General features: G+C 43.2%; 22 protein-coding genes. 12 read left to right on the top strand and 10 right to left on the bottom strand.

The window, feature by feature from the left end:
• Nucleotides 1–84 precede the first annotated feature (84 nt).
• The gene (locus CJD30_RS07635) at nucleotides 85–1293 is read left to right on the top strand and encodes a diguanylate cyclase (protein WP_294918026.1); all 1209 of its coding nucleotides are present in this window, start codon (nucleotides 85–87) and stop codon (nucleotides 1291–1293) included.
• Here the strand turns inward: CJD30_RS07635 and CJD30_RS07630 are convergent, their stop codons facing one another.
• Genes CJD30_RS07630 through CJD30_RS07615 form a run of 4 tightly spaced genes read right to left on the bottom strand, consistent with a single transcriptional unit; the run spans nucleotide 1294 to nucleotide 4249 of the window.
• The gene (locus tag CJD30_RS07630) at nucleotides 1294–1629 is read right to left on the bottom strand and encodes a translation initiation factor (RefSeq protein ID WP_294918024.1); all 336 of its coding nucleotides are present in this window, start codon (nucleotides 1627–1629) and stop codon (nucleotides 1294–1296) included. It abuts the gene before it with no gap.
• On the bottom strand, nucleotides 1626–1832 hold the full coding sequence (locus CJD30_RS07625) for a DUF1653 domain-containing protein (RefSeq protein WP_294918022.1): 207 nt from the start codon (nucleotides 1830–1832) through the stop codon (nucleotides 1626–1628). Before CJD30_RS07625 ends, CJD30_RS07630 begins: the two co-directional genes overlap by 4 nt.
• Nucleotides 1825–2658, bottom strand: a complete 834-nt coding sequence (locus CJD30_RS07620; RefSeq protein ID WP_294918020.1) for a DUF5718 family protein — start codon at nucleotides 2656–2658, stop codon at nucleotides 1825–1827. The genes CJD30_RS07625 and CJD30_RS07620 overlap by 8 nt, the downstream gene beginning before the upstream one ends.
• Nucleotides 2645–4249 (bottom strand): ATP-binding cassette domain-containing protein, encoded by a 1605-nt coding sequence (locus CJD30_RS07615; RefSeq protein WP_294918019.1) that lies wholly within the window; start codon nucleotides 4247–4249, stop codon nucleotides 2645–2647. The genes CJD30_RS07620 and CJD30_RS07615 overlap by 14 nt, the downstream gene beginning before the upstream one ends.
• Before the next feature lie 130 nt (nucleotides 4250–4379).
• Between CJD30_RS07615 and CJD30_RS07610 the strand changes: the two genes are divergently transcribed.
• The 9 genes from CJD30_RS07610 (at nucleotide 4380) to CJD30_RS07570 (ending at nucleotide 12106) form a co-directional block, all read left to right on the top strand.
• Entirely contained in the window at nucleotides 4380–6494 is a 2115-nt protein-coding gene (locus CJD30_RS07610) for an EAL domain-containing protein (protein ID WP_294918017.1), read from the top strand.
• A 164-nt stretch (nucleotides 6495–6658) separates the two neighbouring features.
• Nucleotides 6659–6931, top strand: a complete 273-nt coding sequence (locus CJD30_RS07605; RefSeq protein WP_294918015.1) for an RNA-binding protein — start codon at nucleotides 6659–6661, stop codon at nucleotides 6929–6931.
• A 104-nt stretch (nucleotides 6932–7035) separates the two neighbouring features.
• On the top strand, nucleotides 7036–7239 hold the full coding sequence (locus tag CJD30_RS07600; RefSeq protein WP_294918013.1) for an RNA-binding S4 domain-containing protein: 204 nt from the start codon (nucleotides 7036–7038) through the stop codon (nucleotides 7237–7239).
• 76 nt (nucleotides 7240–7315) lie between these two features.
• A complete protein-coding gene (locus tag CJD30_RS07595; RefSeq protein WP_294918011.1) occupies nucleotides 7316–8641 on the top strand; it encodes a S41 family peptidase in 1326 nt (441 codons plus the stop codon).
• Nucleotides 8642–8643: 2 nt separating this feature from the next.
• The gene (gene purC / locus CJD30_RS07590; RefSeq protein WP_294918009.1) at nucleotides 8644–9354 is read left to right on the top strand and encodes a phosphoribosylaminoimidazolesuccinocarboxamide synthase; all 711 of its coding nucleotides are present in this window, start codon (nucleotides 8644–8646) and stop codon (nucleotides 9352–9354) included.
• A gap of 5 nt (nucleotides 9355–9359) precedes the next feature.
• Nucleotides 9360–9602: a phosphoribosylformylglycinamidine synthase subunit PurS gene (gene purS, locus CJD30_RS07585; RefSeq protein ID WP_294918007.1), complete on the top strand. Its 243-nt coding sequence runs from the start codon at nucleotides 9360–9362 to the stop codon at nucleotides 9600–9602.
• The gene (purQ, locus tag CJD30_RS07580) at nucleotides 9599–10273 is read left to right on the top strand and encodes a phosphoribosylformylglycinamidine synthase subunit PurQ (RefSeq protein ID WP_294918005.1); all 675 of its coding nucleotides are present in this window, start codon (nucleotides 9599–9601) and stop codon (nucleotides 10271–10273) included. The genes purS and purQ overlap by 4 nt, the downstream gene beginning before the upstream one ends.
• Nucleotides 10270–11418, top strand: coding sequence for a hypothetical protein (locus CJD30_RS07575; protein WP_294918004.1), 1149 nt, complete (start codon nucleotides 10270–10272; stop codon nucleotides 11416–11418). Before purQ ends, CJD30_RS07575 begins: the two co-directional genes overlap by 4 nt.
• Entirely contained in the window at nucleotides 11399–12106 is a 708-nt protein-coding gene (locus CJD30_RS07570) for a lysophospholipid acyltransferase family protein (protein ID WP_294918002.1), read from the top strand. Before CJD30_RS07575 ends, CJD30_RS07570 begins: the two co-directional genes overlap by 20 nt.
• Here CJD30_RS07570 and CJD30_RS07565 read toward each other — a convergent pair.
• The 4 genes from CJD30_RS07565 to grpE form a co-directional block, all read right to left on the bottom strand.
• Nucleotides 12093–12614, bottom strand: coding sequence for an ATP-binding cassette domain-containing protein (locus tag CJD30_RS07565; protein WP_294918053.1), 522 nt, complete (start codon nucleotides 12612–12614; stop codon nucleotides 12093–12095). The genes CJD30_RS07570 and CJD30_RS07565 overlap by 14 nt on opposite strands.
• A 47-nt stretch (nucleotides 12615–12661) precedes the next feature.
• Complete coding sequence (locus CJD30_RS07560; protein ID WP_294918000.1) at nucleotides 12662–13894, bottom strand: glutamate-5-semialdehyde dehydrogenase; 1233 nt, start codon at nucleotides 13892–13894, stop codon at nucleotides 12662–12664.
• 108 nt (nucleotides 13895–14002) lie between these two features.
• Entirely contained in the window at nucleotides 14003–15880 is a 1878-nt protein-coding gene (dnaK, locus tag CJD30_RS07555; RefSeq protein WP_294917998.1) for a molecular chaperone DnaK, read from the bottom strand.
• Between the two features lie 102 nt (nucleotides 15881–15982).
• Nucleotides 15983–16522, bottom strand: coding sequence for a nucleotide exchange factor GrpE (grpE, locus tag CJD30_RS07550; protein WP_294917996.1), 540 nt, complete (start codon nucleotides 16520–16522; stop codon nucleotides 15983–15985).
• A gap of 167 nt (nucleotides 16523–16689) precedes the next feature.
• Here grpE and CJD30_RS07545 point away from each other — a divergent pair, with 167 nt between their 5' ends.
• Nucleotides 16690–18081 carry a DASS family sodium-coupled anion symporter gene (locus tag CJD30_RS07545; RefSeq protein WP_294917994.1) on the top strand — a complete coding sequence of 464 codons (1392 nt, stop codon included), beginning with the start codon at nucleotides 16690–16692 and terminating at the stop codon, nucleotides 18079–18081.
• Nucleotides 18078–19343, top strand: a complete 1266-nt coding sequence (locus CJD30_RS07540) for a hypothetical protein (protein WP_294917992.1) — start codon at nucleotides 18078–18080, stop codon at nucleotides 19341–19343. Before CJD30_RS07545 ends, CJD30_RS07540 begins: the two co-directional genes overlap by 4 nt.
• Here CJD30_RS07540 and CJD30_RS07535 read toward each other — a convergent pair.
• Nucleotides 19321–19896: a phosphoribosyltransferase family protein gene (locus CJD30_RS07535; RefSeq protein WP_294917990.1), complete on the bottom strand. Its 576-nt coding sequence runs from the start codon at nucleotides 19894–19896 to the stop codon at nucleotides 19321–19323. The genes CJD30_RS07540 and CJD30_RS07535 overlap by 23 nt on opposite strands.
• A gap of 1 nt (nucleotide 19897) precedes the next feature.
• Complete coding sequence (gene lepA, locus CJD30_RS07530) at nucleotides 19898–21688, bottom strand: translation elongation factor 4 (RefSeq protein WP_294917988.1); 1791 nt, start codon at nucleotides 21686–21688, stop codon at nucleotides 19898–19900.
• Nucleotides 21689–21709 lie beyond the last annotated feature (21 nt).

Here is a 21709-nt window from a genome sequence, read left to right as displayed (position 1 = left end):
ACTGTTTCTATTACACAATTCTAAACAAATTTGGTATAGGAGTTGCTTAGAACTTTTATCCAAACAATAAAGTTTATCAACGACGTGAAACCGCTAAAACTCAAAGCAAAGCTATTGTATTTATTGTTACTTGTAGGCTTTGGTCTTGTCGTCGTAGGGCTGATTGGCTATTTTAATATCCAAAATATTAAAAAGAATCTCGATACCCTCTATTTTGGTTCACTTCTCCCGCTCAGCGAACTCAATGCTATCAATGCCGCATACCATAACAATCTCGCATCTTCGATCTATCAATGGAACAACAAGCTTATTAGCGATGAACACGTATCAAATAAAATCGTGGAATCGCTAGAACAGATAAACCACTTATGGGCTTCCTATACCTCACACCACAAGCGTCCGGAAGAGATTGCTTATGTAACCTACACGGGAGAGCAGATCCAACACGTCGCCGATTATTTTATTCAAGTGCGTTCTCTCATTAATGACCCTGTTCGTTCTCATCCTCTTTCATTGATCACGATGGATGAGAATATTCAATCGATCCAGCACACTCTGCAACAATTGATTGCCTATGAAAATGCGGCCGCCAAATATGAACACGCTCAACTCCTTGCACAGTACCAAAATGCTCTGGTCCAGCTATTTTTGTTTTTAGGGGTCATTTTGTCTTTAGTCATGGGGCTGGCATGGATGATCTTTTCTCGGATTGAAATACAGCAGCAACAGCTCATCGAATCGAGTGAGACCTTAAAACATCTCAATTTTAAACTTGAACAGGCATCCTATACCGATTCTCTCACTTCATTGTATAACCGACGGTATTTTAACATCGTCTATGAGAGAGAGTTCAAACGGGCGATCCGTTCCAACAGACCGTTTGTTTTTATGATGCTCGACATCGATTTTTTTAAACAATATAACGATACCTATGGACATTTACAGGGGGATCTCGCGCTTCAAACCGTCGCCAAAATCTTGAAAACCACCCTTCAACGGCCCGGAGATTACCCTTTTCGTCTGGGTGGGGAAGAATTTGGTGTGATACTGACGGATATAGATTGTAAAAATGCAAGAATCATGGGAGAAAAAGTTCGTGCCAGTATTGAACATTTAAAAATAGAGCATAAAGGTTCCAAAATTCTTCCGACACTCAGTGTCTCTATTGGAGGGGTCTGTATCGTCCCTACGGTCGATATGAGCGAAGACGCCCTTATCCATACCGCCGATACCAATCTTTATGCCGCTAAAGAGCGTGGACGCAACCAAATTGTCTTTAGCAACAAATTGTAACTATTTTTTAAACTTGAAAGAGAGTTTTTCAAGTTGTTCACGTACTTTAGGAGCGATATCGCCTTGAAACTCCATCCATTGCTCTTTGTACGCACCGCCACAGGCCAACGATTTTTTAAGCGATGAAAGCGTTTTTTGAGCATCCTCTTCAGTGAGACTAAACGCTCCGACAAGGGTCACTATTTTCCCTTTTCGTTTCTCTTTTTGAAACACAAGACGATGTGCTGAAGGATCAAGGATCGCAAGAGGAGCTTGTGTGTTTTTCTCCTCCTCCAAACTCCATCCATCACCCCACGAAGCCCCAAGATCAAGTGAGAGTTTTGTTCCGCGGCTCATTGCACTTCCCCGCAATATTCAAACCGTTTCGTTCCATTAGGCATCGTCTCTTCAAACATTTTCAACGGACGAACCCATAATCCGCGTTCCCCGTACAACGGTCGATAGACCACCATGTTTTCACTCGTCTCAGAGTGTTTCGCCACACCGATAACCTCGTAGTGTTTCCCTTTATAATGACGGTATAACCCCGGTTTAACCACGTACAACCTTTTGAACCAACGCACTGATCCCTTCCGATTCAAAAGCGTTTCGATTCGCCATTGTAAGAATCGGATTCATGCAGTATTTTTTATTGTCATAAACTACCACAATCACTTCATCCCCCTCTTGGAGAAAATTGGTTTCTCCAAAATGGGTGTATCGGGTTGCACCGATACTGATGATTGCTTCGGTGGGATAGCCTGATGCTTTCAAATACTCATTTATAGGTTCCAGTGGACCAAAATCAACCTGTCCGTTGATCTGCTTTTTCATCCATTCAATCAGTTTTCCATAAAAGAAGCTGTATCCGCTAAGCTCGACATCTTCGCCATAACGCATCAACATCCCCTCTCGGCGTAGAAACGATGCAATGCGATAGCTATCCATTACACCGCCTTTCTCAAACGTATCGATCGGGATCAATGTAGAGGAGATCCCTTTGGATGCTGCACCCCAGTTTTTTTTGTGGCTGATTTTTGCCGCCCCCTCTTTGCGAAGCGAACAATCATTATATGCACCGAAAAATTTTGGAGTGATGGCCGTAATATTCCCTTTTTCATCGTAACTGAACTCACAGATCAAAGCTACTTCAGGCTCGGGCTGAACGTTACACACCTCTTGCGGCAATATGATCGTATCAGAACTGATCGGATAAACCCCAAGCTGTCCTTCACGTCCGGGAATATAAAACGGAAACATCCCTTTCGGTCCGTTTGGATCTTCGGTGATAACATCCTTAAAATCGGCACTCTCTCCGGCTTGTTCAAGATGGAGTGCAAAATTTCCGGCGATTCCTAAGCCGACAAATTTTTTATAATTGTCCATTCGCTTTTGCCTCAGCAAACTCTTCGTAGGTCCCTTTGAAGTCGATATACGTTCGATCTGCATGCAATTCGATGATTCGGCCGGCAAATGCATCGAGCAATTCACGGTCATGACTCACACAAATAACATTTCCGTCAAATTCATATAACGCTTCACCCAGCGCGATAATCGCTTCAAGGTCAAGGTGGTTGGTCGGTTCATCCAATACGAGGAAATTTCCCCCTTCCAACATCATCTTCGAGAGCATCATACGGTGTTTTTCACCTCCGGAGATTTTCTCGATACTTTTCTCCTGCTGCTCACCGTTGAAAAGCATACGTCCCAAACAGTTACGAATTTCAGAGATTTCACGCTTTGGATCAAATGCGCGAAGCCAATCGTACAAGGTCTCTGTCCCTTTGATACGGTCGGTCGTATCTTGCGGGAAATAGGTCGGCTCAATCGTTGCCCCCCATTTGACGCTTCCCTCGCTCGGTGTAAGCTCTTCCATGATGATTTTGAGCAACGTTGATTTACCCACACCGTTGGCACCGATCACGGCAATTTTTTCACCCGGAACAATTTTGAGATCAATATTTTTAAGTACTTCTAAATCGTCGTAGTTATGGGATACACCGATAACATCGAGGGCTTCGTCACCCATCTGACGTTTGGCTTTAAAGACGATACTCGGATCACGTCTGCTCGATGGTTTGATGTCATCGATGGTGAGTTTGTCAAGTTGTTTCTGACGAGAAGTCGCCTGCTTCGCCTTCGACGCATTCGCAGAGAATCGGCGGACGAACGCTTCGAGCTGTTCTTTTTCTTTCAATTTTTTATCCCGCTCCAACTGTGCTTGGTTGGCCATAACAGTCGATGCGAGATACCAGTCGTCGTAATTTCCGGTAAATTCACGGATCTTTTGGAAATCGACGTCAAGGATATTCGTCACAACGGCATTGATAAAGTGACGGTCATGCGAAATAACAACCATCGTCCCCTCATGACGTTGAAGCTCATGTTCCAACCACCCGATTGTATCGATATCAAGGTTATTGGTCGGCTCATCGAGGAATAAAACATCCGGTTTCGGATAAAGAACCTGAGCAAGAAGAACTTTGAACTTTTCAGAAGACGGAAGTGTTGACATCAAATCGTGATGATTTTCTGCAGCGATTCCAACGTTTTCAAGAATTTTCGCGATTTGAACGTCGTATTCGTACGTCGGATCTTCTTCACAACAGATCATTTCGAGTTCCGCCAAACGATCATTGACCTTATCGTCTTCAAAATCACCCGTTGCATACAAATGCTCTTTCTCTTTGATAGCATCATAGAGACGTTTGTTTCCCCACAATACGGCGTCTGCAATCGTAAAATCTTCAAACGCAAACTGATTTTGTCCCAAAACACCCACTTTGAGGCCGGGCTCGATAGAGATATCCCCTTCATACTCTTTGATCTCACCGCTGAGGATCTTCAAAAAGGTCGTTTTTCCCGCTCCGTTAGCTCCGATAAGACCGTATCGTTTATTACGGTCAAGTTTCAGGTTGATCCCCTCAAACAAAATCCGACTTCCAAAGCGCATTGTTAATTTCGTTACTTGTACCATACTAATACTCTTTATGCATAAAATTACGCGATTATAGCTCAATTCAAATTATGTCAGCCTAAGGGCTATAGAAAGGAAACCTTAAAGCATAAAAAATTATAATATTCGAATATACGCATTTTAGGATTATATGTACACTGAAGTTCCATTATTTGATGTTTTGAATTATCTCCCAGACGGGATTATTATTGTCGATGAACGTGGTGTAATTCTTTTTGCGAATGAATCATTTTGTGAAATGCTCGGCTACGAAAACACAATGCTGAAAGGGTTGAATATTCTATCTATTTTGGCAGATATCGATGTGTTTCAAAAATGTATCTCAAAAGTCATGCAAGATGGAAAATCATTAGATGCGTCAACCGATTTTCTCCATCGCGACGGATATGTCATAGAAACGACCAAAAGCGTACGGATGATACAGCATAACGGAACAACCCGTTTTTTTGTCAATATTCGCAATCAGAGTGAACTCAATCACCTCAATAAAGAGCTGCTTCTTTCTAAAGAACTTATCGAATTTCAAGCTCACGAATTATCCAAACTGCTTAATCATAGAAATCAAGAAATAGAAGAAATTCTCGGCAGCATTGATGAAGTCATCTGGTATATCAACAATCAAAATCTTACCTTATCGTATGTCAACAATGCGGTAGAAGATATTTTTGGCATTCCCAAAGAAGATTTTTTAAATGATCCGGTTCTTTGGCAGCAACAGATCCATCCCGAAGATCGGCTTTTAGTGAAAACCTTTTTCGAAACACTTCTTCCGGGACAATCACAAACAATATGTTTTCGCATCATTCATAATGACAACCAAATACGCTGGCTCAATAGCCGTGTCCATCATCACCCCAAGCTTCATCTCTTTATCGGAATCACCAGTGATATCACTGCACCGAAAGCACAGAGTGAAGAGATCGCGTTTCTGGCACTTCATGATCCCCTAACCCTTTTGCCCAATCGGGCAAAACTCAAACTTCAACTCGACAATCGATTTGAACATTCGGCAAATTCACCGTTTGCTCTGATGTTTTTAGACTTGGATAATTTTAAAAATATCAACGATACGATGGGCCATAAGATCGGGGATCAAATACTCATCGAAGTGAGTCAGCGTCTTAGAAATACGATCGGTGTCTATGATTTTTGTGCCCGTTTCGGTGGAGATGAGTTTGTTATTGTCCTTCACAATGCCGATTTGATCTGGATCGACACCATTGCCAAGCGACTCATTCAAGTCTTTAAAGAACCGTTCAAAATCAACGAGACCGATTTTTTTCTCTCCTCTTCTATCGGTATTGTCCTCTATCCGCAAGATGCTTCTAATGAAGAAGATCTAATCAAACATGCCGATACTGCGATGTACAACGCAAAACATAAAGGCAAAAATCAATTTGTTTATTATCACTCCTCCATGCAACAAGCGTTGTATGACTTTTTACGCATTGAATCCCTTATTCGCGAGGGATTAAAACAACATTTATTCGAACTCTACTTTCAACCGCTGATCGATTCAAAAACACTGCATATTGAGGGATACGAAGCCCTTTTGCGTTTCCAGCATCCCAAAGAAGGATTTATTCCTCCCGATGTTTTTATCCCGATTGCCGAAGCCAACGGGGACATTCACTTGCTTGCACACGAAGTGCTCTCTCAAGCATGTGATTTCATTGATACGGTACGTTTAATGACGAATGATCCGTTTTTTGTTGCCATCAATGTTTCCGCCAAACAACTCTATCAAGAAGATTTCGCCCATACCCTCTTGGATTATCTAAAACAGCGCTCCATTCCTACCTCATTTCTAAAAATTGAAGTCACCGAAAGCACTCTGATGGAGAACATCTCTCTTATCAGCAATCAGCTTCATGAATTAAAAATGGGAGGTATCCGTATTGCCCTAGATGACTTCGGCACAGGGTACTCTTCATTTGCCTATTTGGCGCAATTACCGATTGATACACTCAAAATCGACAAATCGTTTATCCTTCCTCTTTTTGAGGGAGATTCCAATCGCCATATTGTTGAAATGATCGCCAACCTGGCCCATATTTTAGGGATGAATGTAACCGCTGAGGGGGTTGAAGAGAGCTACCATTACGACTTTCTGCTTGAAAACAAAATTGATACATTGCAAGGATATCATCTCTGCCGTCCTCTTCCAAAAAATGAAATCCTCACAAAACTACAAGATGAAGTCCATTATTTCAAGCCTGCGAATTCACTAGCTTATACGATTTAAACCCCAAATTATTGCGACAAAAAGCCATAATTTGTAAGGTTTTGGCATGGTTTTTGATTAATCACAAATATACAATATTATTTAACATTTCCATAAGATTGGAATAGATACAATCATCGCAAGGATTATGCAGGTTATAGTTCGATTTTTCCACGGAGCACAATGTGACACAAATTTATGTCGGGAATATTCCCTACGGCAAAAACGAAAACGATTTGAAAGATCTTTTCGGACAATACGGTGAAGTTAGTTCAGTTAAATTCGTAAATGACAAAGAAACAGGACGCTTCCGCGGTTTTGGTTTCGTTGAAATGGCGAACAAAGATGAAGCTGAAAAAGCAATCACTGCTCTTGAAGGTAATGATTTCGGCGGACGCACTCTACGCGTTAATGAAGCACGCCCACGCGCTCCACGCCCTCCGCGCGATCGCTGGTAGTTTATACTGTATGAAGCCCATTGAAGGGCTTCATATTCTCCGTTGCTTTTCTCTTTAATTTTCTTACAAATATCGATACAAACTATTCCATAAAAGATATGACAATGACTTATACACTCACCGAACCTTATATCGAACTTCATAAGCTAATCAAACTGTTAGACTTGGTGGACACCGGCGGTCAGGCCAAAATGCTTATTGAAAACTCGCACGTTTACCGAAACGGAAAAATTGAAACACGCAAACGGGCAAAAATCATCAAAGGGGAAAAAATTACGATCGGAGATGTCGTTATCGATATCGTCTAATCCATTGTTATTTAATTGAGTTTTCACTATAATTCCTGATCTTATTTAGCGGCTCTGCACAAGGTTCAAAAAACGTATGAAAAACACAAAAATGATGGTTATCGGTTTTGTCAGTGCGGTGACGATCAGCGTCGCCCTTTCCACATCGCTGTTAGCAAAAAACAATGTTGCCGAACCTACAGAAGCCTCCGTTGAAGCCTCTCGTCTCCAATCACTTGCAAAATTCACAAAAGTTTTGGGAATCGTTGAACAATACAATGTTGATGGATTAACCGTCGATCAGCTCATTGATAAATCTTTGCAGGGGATGCTCTCCAATCTCGATGCTCACTCTACCTATATGGATAAAAAGAGCTACGACAGTTTAAAATCCCAAACCGACGGTGAATTCGGCGGACTTGGAATCACTGTGGGTATGCGAGATAATGCATTAACCGTCATCGCACCGATCGAAGGGACTCCTGCGGATAAAGCAGGGATAAAAGCCGGTGATATCATCCTAAAAATCAATGAAAAATCGACACTGAGCATGACTATCGACGATGCCGTCGGCTTGATGCGCGGCACGCCGAAAACTCCTATCGATCTCACTATCGTACGCAAAGGGGTTGCCGATCCGATCAAAGTGCATATCATTCGTGATATTATCACCGTCGAATCGGTCTATACCCGTACCATCAGCGGAAATATCCTCTATATCCGCGTTACGAGTTTTGACAAAAAAGTGGCTGCCGATGTCAAAAAAGCGATCAAAAAAAACGGAGACAAAAGCAAAGGGATTATCCTTGATCTTCGTAATAACCCGGGAGGATTATTGGACCAAGCCGTTGAGCTCACCGACTTGTTTGTCGATGAAGGGGTGATCGTTTCACAAAAAGGGCGTAACAAAGCTGACGACGTAACCTACAAAGCGACCAAAAGCAATACCATTACCCATCTCCCTTTAGTTGTATTGGTCAATGAAGGTTCTGCAAGCGCTTCCGAAATTGTGAGCGGTGCATTGCAAGATCTCAAACGTGGCGTCATCGTCGGAGAAAAAACTTTTGGAAAAGGGTCTGTTCAGGTTGTCATGCCAATCACTGAAACAGAGGGGATAAAACTGACCGTAGCACGATATTATCTCCCAAGCGGCCGTACCATTCAAGCAGTTGGAGTAACACCGGATATTGAAGTGGCTTCCGGAGAAATAAAAAATCATACGAAATCATTCAATATCAAAGAGGCTGATCTAAAAGAACATCTCACATCCGAACTGGAAAAAGAAAATCCGGGTATGGTAGATGTGACCGAAGCCAATGCAACCAATAAAACGACCATCACTCCAGAGCAGATGAACAAAGATATTCAGCTCAAAGAGGGTGTTGACATAATCAAAGCTTTAATCATAGTCAAAGGAAAGTAATCATGGAAAAACGCGACCTCATCTACGAAGGAAAGGCAAAACGTCTTTTTAGTACTGATGATCCTAATTTAGTTATTGCAGAGTTCAAAGATGACCTAACCGCATTTAACGGTGCTAAAAAAGACAATGAATCGGGTAAAGGTGCCTTGAACAACAAGATCTCTACCGAACTGTTTAAAATGTTGGCCAATCGTGGAGTTGAATCACACTTTGTTGAGATGCTTGATGATACACACATGCTTTGTAAAAAAGTAGATATCATCCTCATTGAAGTCATCGTTCGTAACATTGCAACCGGAAGTTTGAGCAAAAATCTCGGAATTGCCGACGGAAAAGTACTCCCGTTCACATTGGTAGAGTTTGACTATAAAAATGATGAACTCGGCGACCCGAAACTCAACGACCAACATTGTTTGATTTTAGAACTGGTGCGCGATGAAGCGGAGCTTGATCAATTACGCGCAATGGCTCGTGAAGTGAACGCTATTTTACGCCCTTATTTCCATGAAAAAGGGCTCAATCTTGTCGATTTCAAACTTGAATTCGGCCGTGACAAAGACGGAAAAATTATCTTGGCTGACGAAATCAGTCCGGATAACTGCCGATTTTGGGATTTAGAAACCGGCGAGAAAATGGATAAAGACCGTTTTCGCCAAGGTCTAGGCGGACTAAAAGTCGCTTACGAAGAAGTATTAAACAGAATTTTGGGGTAATAATTATGAAAGCAATCGTCAATGTATTTTTGAAAAATGGTGTTTTGGATTCTCAAGGAAAAGCGGTACATCACGCACTAAGCAGCCATGGTTTTGAGAGCGTAAAAGATGTTCGTGTCGGCAAACAAATCATCATCGAGATGAATGAAACCGACAGTGCAACTGCTAAAGAGAAAGTTGCTCACATGTGTGAAGAGCTTTTGGCTAACACCGTTATTGAAGATTATGAGATTGAGATTCAAGCATGAAAGTCGGTATTATCCAATTTCCCGGGACAAACTGTGAATACGATACCCAGCATGCATTTGCATCTTTAGGGTGCGAAACAGAGATTCTCTGGCACAAAAATGATGCAATTCCACAAGGGTGTGATCTCGTCGTTGTAGCGGGAGGATTTAGTTATGGTGACTATCTCCGCAGCGGTGCAATTGCAAAAATGTCTCCCATCATGAAGGCACTCAAAGTGTATGCCAATAACGGTGGAAAAGTGCTAGGGATTTGTAACGGGTTCCAAGTTTTAACCGAAACAGGGCTCCTTCCAGGTGCACTTAAGCGTAATGAAGGACTCCACTTTATCTCTCGTCATCACCACCTAAAAGTAGTGAATAATGAGAACGATTTTTTACGTCATTGTTCCATCGATCAAGTAGTCAATATTCCTATTGCTCACCATGACGGCAATTTTTATATTGATAGCGAAGAACTTCAAGAGCTTTATGCCAATAATCAAGTTCTTCTAAAATACACTGATGCATCAGGAAATATTGATAATCCGAACGGTTCAGTTGACAGTATTGCCGGTATTTGCAATAAAGCCAAAAATGTATTTGGTCTTATGCCGCATCCTGAACGTGCCATTGAAGCTCTTTTAGGCTCAAATGATGGCAAAGCAATGCTAGAGGGGTTCATAAGCGCTTGAAAGCTTTAGCTCTTTTTATTTGTCTTATCGGACAACTTCTTATTGCAGAGCCTTCGGTTCTTACCGATCCCCAAGCCGCTGAACCCTCTGCACAGTCTGATCAGGGTGCCGGATCCGATATTAATTCTCTTTTTTCGGGCGTACATTCCCAAAGCGGGCTTAAATTAGAATTTACAAACCTCCCTTCACGCCCTTATATAGGTGAAATTATTGCTGTAAATGTGAAACTCACTCCCGTTGATTTAGCATCCGGCAACATCGAATATACCCTAAACAATGAATCCGGTGTTCGTATTTTTAGTGATACTCCTAAGCGAAAAGTAAAAGAAGATGGGGTTTATGATACTTTTTATTTCTTGGTTCAATCTCAAAGTATCCGTCTTCCTGATATCACTGCAACACTGACATCAACAGGCGCAACGTCTGAAACATTGAGTGGAAGTTCTTTTAATGCGACAACATTAAGTCCGCCAAACGGTTTTGCAAATGTATTGGCCGATAAGTTCACTGTAATCAACTATAAAACAACTCCATACAATAACGAAAGCAATGTCGTTATTTTCACGGTTAAAGCTTCACGCTGTAACATTAGCGATTTTTCGATTCCTAATGCTATCAAGCAAGGGTTTGAATCAAAACTCTCCAATGTCGGTGAATCGCAAATGACCTACTATGCGATCATTCCCAATACGGAACAAAATCTTGTATTTAGCTACTTTAATCTCCAAAAACAGCGTTATGAATCGGTAACCATACCTATACAAGTTGACGATGATACCGTTTCAACCGGACAAAATGATCTCTCCCCGACCGATGCACGCCATACCGAACTCAAGGTAGGCGGTGCCGCTGTTACTATTCTTATGCTTTTTGGAATGTTTTATTGGAGACGAAACAAAACGTATCTTTACCTTGCGGCACTACCGATGTTTTATGTCGTTTATGCTCTTTTGCCAAACCAAAAACTTTGCGTCAAAAAAGATGCTCCGGTTTATCTTTTACCGATCAAAAACGGCACTATTTTTGAGATGACTCTACAAGAAGAACATTTGGAATCAGAAAAAGAGGTGGGTGATTTTATTAAAGTTCACCTGAGTGATGATAAAGTGGGATGGATTAACAAACGTGATATTTGCACGAATTAAATGGCTTTATGCGGTGATCGTCATCTTTAGCGGGATGACTTTGATGATCACCACCTTTTATCTTCTCCCCAAGCCCTATGCTGTCAAGTTTTCAGCATGGTTTATCCGCTTACTGGTCTTTATCCCTGTTGATGTGAAAGGGACTCCTGATCCTGAAGCACAAATGTTTTTGATCAACCACCAAAGCGATATCGATATTGGCGTTATGGAGACCATCACCAACAGAGACTTAGCTTGGGTTGCAAAAAAAGAGCTCTTTGATGTACCGTTCTTTGGACTTGTCGTTCGGCTCCCAAAAGACATTGCGTTGGAACGTGAAAGCAAAACCTCTCTTGTCAAACTGATCAAAGAGTGTAAAGATCGGCTTGATCACGGACGTGTTATCACTATCTTTCCAGAGGGTACACGAACAGAAACAGGGACGATGAGACCTTTCAAAGCCGGTGCTAAAATGGTAGCAGACAAGTTCAATCTCAAAGTTCAACCGATCGTCCTCATCGCTACTGCTCAACACTTTAGCAATAAACGTAAAATATTCCGCTCAGGAACCATCACAGCCATCTATTTAGACTCATTCACAGCGGATAAAAGCAATCCGGAATGGCTAAATGAAACACAACTCAAGATGCAGCAAGCCTATGATAACCAAATAGTATCCCTGCCTCAGTATCACTCTACCCGAGCTTAATAATCTCATCGGCACACCACCGTGCCAAATCACCATCATGTGTTATCAGCAGTACACCCATCCCCTCTAAATTCTGAATGATTAATTTCATGATATCGAGCTGATTAAGATTATCCAGCGCCGATGTCGGTTCATCCAGCAAAAGCAGTTTCGGCTTCATCAACAATGAACGCAGAATTGAACACCGTTGTAACTGTCCGCCTGAAAGTTTATGAGGCAGGGAGTCTAATAAGCTCTCTTCCAAGCCCATTTGCATCAATAGCGCTTCATAGCCATCCATCGTCGTTACTTCGAGTATTTGCTGTCGTATTGTATAGGTAGGATGAAACGAGCTATAGGGATCTTGAAATACTTGTGAGAAAGGTTTGGATCGAATCGATCCTGAATACGGTTTGCGGTATCCCAAGATGAGTTCAAACAAAGTCGTTTTCCCCACACCGCTTGGTCCCACTATCGCTTTGATTTCACCTTCATTCAAAGATAGTGAAAAATTTCTAAACAAAAGCATATCTTTTGAATATCCAAAAGATATATTTTGTATATCTAAAATACCATTCAACGGACTTGGCCTTTTCCATACACTTTGTATTTATAGGTTGTTAACCCCTCCACACCCATCGGCCCTCTTGCATGGAGTTTGTTAGTACTGATACCCACCTCCGCACCAAATCCGAATTCACCTCCATCCGTAAAACGGGTCGATGCATTGACGTAAACCGCCGCTGCATCTATACTCTCCATGAAACGCTCTGCCGTCGTAATATTTTCGGTAATGATCGATTCAGAGTGCCCTGACCCGTAACGGACGATGTGACTGATCGCTCCGTCAACTCCGTCAACAACACGTATATTGAGGATATTGGCCAAATATTCGGTATCGAAATCTTCATCGCTTGCCTGTGGCACTTCGATGATTTCACGCGTTAACGGACACCCTTTGAGCTGAGTGTGTTCTCGATCAAATACTGCTTTAAACAAAGGGAGGACACTCGCAGCGATACTTTCATCCACCAGTAATGTCTCAATGGCATTACATGCCGATGGTCGCTGTACTTTTGCATTGATTGCAATTTTTAGAGCATCTTCAATGTTTGCATCTTTATCGATATAAAGATGACATTGCCCTTTATCGTGTTTTACCACAGGAACGCTCGCGTTTTGGCTTACAAACCGGATCAATGCCTCACCGCCGCGAGGAACGATCAAATCGACATATTTATCCATTTTGATCAGTTTTGCTACCCCTTCTCTACTTGAATCAGGCAGAAGAGAGATCAACTCTTTTGGCAGATCGTTGCGTATCAACACTTGCTGCAGCACATCAGCAATGATTTTATTGGAATGCTCTGCTTCTTTTCCCCCTTTCAAAATACATCCGTTCGAGCTTTTAAAACACAATGCCGCCGTATCGGAGGTAACGTTCGGACGCGACTCATAAATGATTCCAATCATCCCGATAGGGATACTCACTTTTTCGATTTTAAGCCCCGTTTCGGTGATCCAACCTTCGAGCACTTTACCGACCGGATCTTTGAGCGCTGCAATCTCTTCAATTGCCACAGCCATAGCATCAATCCGCTTTTCATCGAGCATTAAGCGATCTTTTAGCGACGAGGAGAGGTTCTCCTCATCCGCTTTTTTCATGTCAATCGCATTGGCTTCAATGATATTCATGGTATTGGCACGTAGCGATTGAGCCATTTCACGTAAGATTCGATTGCGTTCATTACCGCTCATCGTTGCCAAAATACGGCTGGCTGATTTTGCTTTTTCTAAAAATTGTTCCATGATAGTTCCCTTTTAATTAAGAACATTATAACAAAGGAGGAGTTAGAGAATGAAAAAAACTTGGAGGAGTTAAGGGATGCCCCGTGCGGGGCAAGAAAGGATGGAGAATTATTCGATTTCTGCGTCAATGACGTCGTCATCTTTTTTCGCTGATGAAGAAGCGGCTTCACCGCCTTCATTTTGTTTGTACATTTGCTCTGCCATTTTGTGGCTTGCATCTGCCAATTTTTTCGTAGCCGCTTCGATCTCTTCTTTGCTTGCATCGGTATTTTTCAATACCGCTTTGAGCTCTTCGAGAGCCGATTCGATCGCTGCTTTTTCGGAAGCATCGATTTTATCTTCCATCTCTTTGAGCGATTTTTCGGTTTGGCTCGCCAACGCATCCGCTTGGTTGCGAAGATCTACGATCTCTTTGCGTTTTGCATCTTCTGCTTTGTGGTTTTCCGCATCTTGAACCATTTTGTTGATCTCTTCTTCTGAGAGTCCTGAACTTCCAGAGATAGTGATCGATTGTGATTTACCCGTCCCTTTATCGGTTGAGCTAACGGTCAAGATACCGTTAGCATCAATGTCGAATGTTACCTCGATTTGAGGTACACCGCGTGGTGCTGCCGGAATACCGTTCAATTCGAAAAGACCGAGCGATTTGTTATCGCGGGCGAACTCGCGCTCACCTTGTACAACTGAGATAGAAACCGCAGGTTGGTTATCTTCGGCTGTTGAGAATACTTGCGATTTTTTAACCGGGATTGTAGTCCCTTTTTCGATGATTTTTGTTGCGATACCACCAAGTGTTTCGATACCAAGGGACAACGGTGTAACGTCAAGCAAAAGAACGTCTTTAACATCTCCGCGTAGAACCCCGCCTTGAATCGCTGCACCGGCTGCTACTACCTCATCCGGATTTACCCCTTTGTTTAGCGTTTTACCGCCAAACTCATCGGAAACCATTTTTTGTGCGATCGGAAGACGCGTTGAACCACCGACCATGATAATCTCATTGATCTCGTTTTTGCTAAGTCCCGCATCTTTCATCGCCGTTTTGATGTGGCTGATTGTCTCTTGTACAAGCGTATCGATCATCCCTTCAAATTTTGCACGAGTCAGTTTTACAACCAAGTGTTTTGGACCTGTCGCATCTGCTGTGATAAACGGAAGGTTGATCTCTGTTTCTTCAGCAGAAGAGAGCTCTTTTTTTGCATTTTCAGCCGCGTCTTTAAGACGTTGAAGTGCCATTTTGTCGGCTTTCAAATCAATTCCATGGTCGGATTTGAACTCAGATGCCAAGAAATCTACGATTTTGTTATCGAAATCATCTCCACCAAGGAACGCATTCCCATCGGTTGAAAGAACTTCGAAAGTTCCTTCACTGATTTCAAGAACCGTAACGTCGAATGTTCCGCCCCCGAGATCGTAAACAAGAACTTTTTCATCCCCTTTTGAATCCAAACCGTACGCCAATGCAGATGCTGTCGGCTCATTGATGATACGTAAAACGTTAAGACCCGCGATAGTTCCCGCCTCTTTGGTCGCTTTACGCTGTGCGTCATTGAAATACGCAGGTACAGTGATAACCGCATCGGTTACTGCTTGACCAAGATAAGATTCTGCATCCGCTTTGAGTTTAGAGAGGATTTTAGCAGAGATCTCTTGCGGCGTGTACACTTTACCCGCTACGTCAACCGCGGCCATACCGTTTTTATCCACGATTTTGTAGGTAACTTTGTCGTGCGCTTCTTTCGCTTTTTCTTCGTTCATCATGAGACCCATGATACGTTTAACCGAATAGATTGTTTTATCCGGATTCGTGATCGCTTGGCGTTTTGCCGGGTCACCTACAAGGATTTCACCTTTATCCGTAAATGCAACAACGGATGGAGTAGTATTTTTTCCCTCTTTATTCGGGATGATTTTTGCTTCGCCGCCTTCGTAGACAGCAACACATGAGTTAGTCGTTCCTAAATCGATACCAATAACTTTTGACATAATAATTCCTTTATTTTTATTTTTTTAAACACTCTAGGAGCAAAGCCCCTTAAGCTACGTTAACACTGGGTTTTACCTCGGCAGTAAAAGCCCAAATGCACTTTAATTAGCGATTACAACCATTGCATCGCGCAAGGTTCGCTCTTTATAACGATACCCTTTTTGGAAGGTATTGACGATAGCTCCGCTTTCGTGATCCGGTGAATCCACACGCTGCACGGCATTATGAATATTCGGATCAAACGCCTCTGTCTCATCCACGGCTGTAACACCGTGTTTTTCAAGAACTCCGAGGAGCTGTTTCATCGTGAGTTCAACACCCTCTTTAAGTTTCTCTAACAACACAGACGGCTCAGCATCAATCTCTGCAGCACCGATTGCCATTCCCAAAGAATCGACAACCGGGATCAAATCTTTTGCAAACTTTTCATTTGCGTATTCGAGCGCTTGGTATTTCTCACGCTCAAGCCGTTTTTTGATATTGTCGAAATCAGCATGAACACGGGCATATTTGTCCTTGAACGATGCGAGTTCGGCTTGGATAGTTTCTAATTCATTCAGGCTCTCAGCTACCGCTTCTTCCCCCTCGTTTTGAGTAAGTTGCTCTTCACTGATTACTTCTTCGTTAACTTCAGTTGACATGATTTCTAAAGACTCCTTTGTTGAAATCTGATGTTATTATAATGCATTGAGTCATATGTTGTCAATAGGTATATGAATTTTTTTATTCAAAATAGTTGAGTCTATGTATATCAACAATAAAACTCTATCCCGTTCGTGCTATAATATCCATTAAAAATGGAGATTTTATGAGGATTGCACTGCGTGTTATCGTGCTCGTAATTTTTGCGTTGAGTATGTGGAGCATCAATCCTCCTCTATCTATCAATCTCTCTACCTGGCATCTTTTTACCATATTCATTACCACCATTATTTCTATTTTGTTCAATATTCTCCCTATTATCGCGGCTGCCATTATCGCCCTAGCCGTCAGTATTTTGAGCGGAGTCATCGAACCTGCCAAAGCGTACGCGGGATTTTCCGAAAGTTTTATTCTCCTGATCGTTGCGGCTTTTTTGGTCTCCCATGCCGTTCATAAATCGGGGCTTGGAAAACGGCTATCCCTCCATATCATTCGTCGTTTCGGACATTCAACATTGGGGTTGGGATACAGCGTTATCGCCACCGACATACTAATCGCTCCTGCATTTCCGAGCAATACTGCCCGCTCAGGTGTACTCTATCCGATCATCTACGGTCTCGCCCATGACTGCGGTTCCAAAGTGGGCGATAATACCCAGCGCAAAGCAGGCAGTTATTTGATGATAACCTCTATGGCAGGTCTCACAATCTCTTCTGGACTGTGGCTCACTGCGATGGCGGTCAATCCGATCGGCGTGGGGATTGCACAGAAGATGGGGATTCATATCACGTTTGGAAGCTGGCTGATGTGTGCGATTGTCCCGACACTGATCGCCTTTGCCCTCATTCCATGGATGCTCTATCGCATTTATCCCCCTGAACTCAAAGAGACACCCGATGCCCCTAAAAATGCCGCAGCTGCACTAGAGCACATGGGAGCGATCAGTCGTAATGAGTGGATCACCGCCGCTGTATTTATCTCCATGCTCACCCTCTGGGCACTTTCAGGACTGTTCCCTATCGATAAAGCGGCCGTTGCGTTCGGTGGTTTGGGAATTTTGATGGCAACCAAAGTCTTCGGGATTGAGGATTTTAGAAGCCAAGGGGAAGCACTCAGTACCCTCATTTGGTTTGCCATCCTTTTTGGACTCTCGACACAACTCGCAGAACAAGGGTTTATGAATACGATTGCTGAACACTTCACGCAGTACCTAAACGGATTTTCATGGGGAGTAGTCTATGCGATGTTGATAGCAATCTACGTCTTGATCCACTATCTCTTTGTCTCCCAAAGCGCGCATCTTCTCGCCTTGTTTGGTATTTTCCTCTCTGTCGGTGTACAAGCGGGGGTACCGGGAGAGTTAATGGCGATGATGCTGTTGTTTGCCACCAATTTCAATGCCACCCTTACCCCTCAGGGCTCTTCGTGCAATGCCATTTATCTGAGCAGCGGATACATCAGCGCACGTGATATTTACATCTACGGCGGTGCTGTGACGCTGCTAACCTTTTGCATCTTTATCCTGATCGGTACACCCTGGATTTTGGCATTGCTATGAAACGTATACGCACCCTTCATCGCACACGCTACGGAAAAGTCGTTCTGATTTTTTTTGGAACACTTATCGCATTCTATCTGCTCCTTTTTACCCTATGGGGAAATCGTCTACTCACCCCTCTCATCGAGAAATCGCTCAGCAGTTCACTCAATACTCCGATAACCGTCCAAGAGTTTGTCCTCACCCGCAACCGTTTTCATCTCTTGTTTCAAGATAATATTGGCAATACTCTCTCGACACAAGGGGGATTTTCACTCCTTACACTACGAATGTATGCCCATTACCGTGTAGAAGGATTTCAATACGGGGGATTCAATCCGCTCGAAAAACCGTTCAAAACCGAAGGTTCTCTCAGCGGAGGGATTGCCTCCTTTAACATTCACGGAAATGCTATACTTTTGAACGGTCGTATGATTTACAACCTTGAGCTTCGCCGATTTTCACTCTCTACGGTCGATATGCAATTGACCGACATCGCGTATGAGCCATTGATGCAGTTGCTTCATTATCCATGCGAAACCGACACAACCCTCACAGGTCTTATTGCACTCAAAGGGTTTGATCGACGTGATGTGAGCGGAAACATTCAATTGCAATCAAAAACATCCCATTTTAAACATCTTCCTATCGCTGAAGACTCCAACGACTCCACTACACTTAAATCGCTGCTTTCCGATCCAAATGGTCGTGTTCGTCCCTTTAAAAGTGATATTACGGTAGATCTTCTACTCTCGGATACAGCAATTTTAGAACAATTCGTCGGTATCCCTTTAGGGGGAAAATCGAAATTTCACGCCACACTTAAAGGGGATGAAAAACGCTTACGCTTACACTCAACATCCGATCTCGCAGGGGGGATAGCAACGCTTGCTGTGGATATGCCTGCCCTCGAACCCTCATCGCTTATTTTTGATCTCAAACATGCCGATGCCGAACAAACTTTTACCCTTTTTGCCCTTCCATCTCCGATCAAAGGTGAACTTTCTGCCTATGCTGAACTCAATGCGACCCAGGGCAAAATGCAGATCAACGTTATCAAAGGCTCGAGTATTCCGAACATCTTCAAACAACACTATCACATTAGCCAGCCGCTTATCCATTTTGATGCAACGATCAATGCCGATCTCTCTAAAGATGGGGTTCATTATAAGATGTTGTTCAGATCGGATTTGAACCGGATGGAAATTGCTAACACAACAACGAATGAGCGGATGTTGCGCGATCTGCTCAAAACACTCCCTAGCGGTTCTTTGCGTCGGTAAGAGTGAGACAGAGTATCACTTTTTTTCCATGGTGATGAAGCATCTCGGCAGCTTCACTGAGCGTTGTTCCCGTAGTCACAATGTCATCAACCAAAATTACTTCCTGTTGATCAAATTCTTGATACCTAAAGTTACGTGGATTCATCAACCGCTCTTCGATACTTTTGCCCGCATATTTATGCTGGTTTTGCGCACGAAGTTTTCCATACTGAGGACGTATATTATGAGATTTCAATGCACGGTTCAATACCGCCGTATGGGAGTAACCGCTTGCGGAATGATCGTCGATACCGATAGAGGCAACGGTATTTTTGTACTGCCACTCTCGTGCAAATGACTCCAATGACCGCTTGGCTAAAATCGAATAGATGTAATACCCGATATCGGTATGCTTGGTGAGTAGCAACGGTTCAATTTCTTCATAAGAGAAAAATGAGTAAACCGGAATAGAGCCGAAAATGGTGCGTTTATAAAGAATTGGAGTGAGCAGTGATTCTTGACATACGGAGCAGATGTGTGAGAGGCTGAAGCGCTCGCACATCATGCAGCGCATATCAGTCCATTTTGAGGACGGACATAAACGCTTCTTGAGGAAGATTCACCTTCCCGATCGCCTTCATCCGTTTTTTACCCTCTTTTTGTTTGTCGAGGAGTTTTCGTTTACGGGATATATCCCCTCCGTAACATTTCGCAGTGACGTTTTTACCCATCGATTTTACCGTCTCACGGGCAATAACACGATTTCCGATCGATGCTTGGATTGCCACTTCAAAAAGCTGTCTCGGTACAATCTCTTTCATGTTTTTGGTAAGTTCACGTCCACGATATTCGGCTGCGGAACGCGGAACGATAATGCTGAGTGCATCAACAACATCTCCTGCGACACGAACATCAAGTTTCACCAAATCACCCTGACGAAATTCGATCGGTTCATAGTCAAAGCTTGCATACCCTTTGGAGATCGATTTGAGTTTATCATAGAAATCGACGACGATTTCGTTCATCGGCAAAGAATATTCGAGCATAACTCGGGTTTCATTCAGATAATCCATCTTATCCTGCATCCCGCGTTTTTTGGTGAGCAAGGTAATAATATTCCCCAAATAGTCCACCGGAGTGATGACGGTCGCTTTGACGTAAGGTTCTTCAATACGGTCGATCTTTTGCGGCTCAGGGAGTTCGCTCGGATTTTGTACTTCAACCATTGTCCCATCCGTTAGATAGACCTTATAGACAACCGAAGGAGCGGTAGCAATCAAATCGAGATTGAACTCACGTTCCAACCGCTCTTTGATAACCTCCATATGAAGCATCCCCAAAAAACCGACACGGAAACCAAATCCCAATGCTACAGAGGTTTCAGGCTCATAGCTGAGACTGCTGTCATTGAGCTTCATTTTATCGAGTGCATCACGCAAATCTTCAAATTGATCGGTATCGATCGGATAAAGCCCCGCGAAAACGAACGGTTTTGCCGGTGCGTACTCCGCCACCGGTTCTTTCGCGGGATTACGGGCATCGGTGATCGTATCGCCGACGCGGATACTTCCGACATCTTTGAGACCCAAAACGACGATCCCGATCTCTCCGGCTTTGATCGCTTGTGTTTTTTGACGGCGTAACGGGTGAGGATACATAAGATCAAGCACTTGATGCTTTTCACCGTTATGCATCAGCTGAACCATTTGTCCCATTTTGATCTCACCGTCAAACACGCGCACCAGTGCTAATGCCCCCAAATACGAATCAAACCATGAATCGTAAATAATCGCTTTGGTTGTCCCCTCCGGATTCCCTTTTGGTGCAGGGATACGATCGACAATTGCATCGATGAGTGCTCGGATACCAATCCCCGTTTTAGCAGAGATCAACATCGCATCGGTTGCATCGATCCCGATGGTCGTCTCGATCTCCTCAGCTACCCGCTCAGGTTCTGCTGCTGGGAGATCGATTTTGTTGATGACGGGAATGAGGGTGAGATCATTTTCCATCGCCAAATAGACGTTGGCAATAGTTTGCGCTTCAACCCCTTGCGCCGCATCCACGATCAATAGTGCACCATCAGAAGATGCAAGCGATTTAGAAACCTCATAACTAAAATCGACGTGGCCCGGAGTATCAATCAAATTGAGGACATAGTGTTTGCCATCTTTGACGTAGTCCAAACGGACACTTTGCGCTTTAATGGTGATTCCGCGTTCTTGTTCGATGTCCATCGTATCCATCATTTGCTTAGTCATCTCACGTTCAGAGACGGAACCGCACTCTTGGATGATACGATCGGCTAACGTACTTTTACCGTGGTCGATATGGGCGATAATTGAAAAGTTTCGGATGTTGTCCAAGCTATTGATCCCTGTTAATTT

It is taken from the genome of Sulfuricurvum sp. PD_MW2 (assembly GCF_002633015.1).
GTDB lineage: Bacteria > Campylobacterota > Campylobacteria > Campylobacterales > Sulfurimonadaceae > Sulfuricurvum.
Note: the sequence above shows the minus strand (reverse complement) of the source record. Positions and strands in the feature narration are given on the sequence as shown.

Excerpts from the sequence above, each read along its gene's own strand:
- purQ (WP_294918005.1), top strand. The coding sequence starts at position 9,599 with ATGAAAGTCGGTATTATCCAATTTCCCGGGACAAACTGTGAATACGAT.
- CJD30_RS07540 (WP_294917992.1), top strand. The coding sequence starts at position 18,078 with ATGAAACGTATACGCACCCTTCATCGCACACGCTACGGAAAAGTCGTT.
- purS (WP_294918007.1), top strand. The coding sequence starts at position 9,360 with ATGAAAGCAATCGTCAATGTATTTTTGAAAAATGGTGTTTTGGATTCT.
- CJD30_RS07610 (WP_294918017.1), top strand. The coding sequence starts at position 4,380 with ATGTACACTGAAGTTCCATTATTTGATGTTTTGAATTATCTCCCAGAC.
- CJD30_RS07615 (WP_294918019.1), bottom strand. The coding sequence starts at position 4,249 with ATGGTACAAGTAACGAAATTAACAATGCGCTTTGGAAGTCGGATTTTG.
- CJD30_RS07600 (WP_294918013.1), top strand. The coding sequence starts at position 7,036 with ATGACTTATACACTCACCGAACCTTATATCGAACTTCATAAGCTAATC.
- CJD30_RS07545 (WP_294917994.1), top strand. The coding sequence starts at position 16,690 with ATGAGGATTGCACTGCGTGTTATCGTGCTCGTAATTTTTGCGTTGAGT.
- CJD30_RS07620 (WP_294918020.1), bottom strand. The coding sequence starts at position 2,658 with ATGGACAATTATAAAAAATTTGTCGGCTTAGGAATCGCCGGAAATTTT.
- purC (WP_294918009.1), top strand. The coding sequence starts at position 8,644 with ATGGAAAAACGCGACCTCATCTACGAAGGAAAGGCAAAACGTCTTTTT.
- CJD30_RS07535 (WP_294917990.1), bottom strand. The coding sequence starts at position 19,896 with ATGCGCTGCATGATGTGCGAGCGCTTCAGCCTCTCACACATCTGCTCC.
- CJD30_RS07630 (WP_294918024.1), bottom strand. The coding sequence starts at position 1,629 with ATGAGCCGCGGAACAAAACTCTCACTTGATCTTGGGGCTTCGTGGGGT.
- dnaK (WP_294917998.1), bottom strand. The coding sequence starts at position 15,880 with ATGTCAAAAGTTATTGGTATCGATTTAGGAACGACTAACTCATGTGTT.
- CJD30_RS07565 (WP_294918053.1), bottom strand. The coding sequence starts at position 12,614 with ATGCTTTTGTTTAGAAATTTTTCACTATCTTTGAATGAAGGTGAAATC.
- grpE (WP_294917996.1), bottom strand. The coding sequence starts at position 16,522 with ATGTCAACTGAAGTTAACGAAGAAGTAATCAGTGAAGAGCAACTTACT.
- CJD30_RS07595 (WP_294918011.1), top strand. The coding sequence starts at position 7,316 with ATGAAAAACACAAAAATGATGGTTATCGGTTTTGTCAGTGCGGTGACG.
- CJD30_RS07560 (WP_294918000.1), bottom strand. The coding sequence starts at position 13,894 with ATGGAACAATTTTTAGAAAAAGCAAAATCAGCCAGCCGTATTTTGGCA.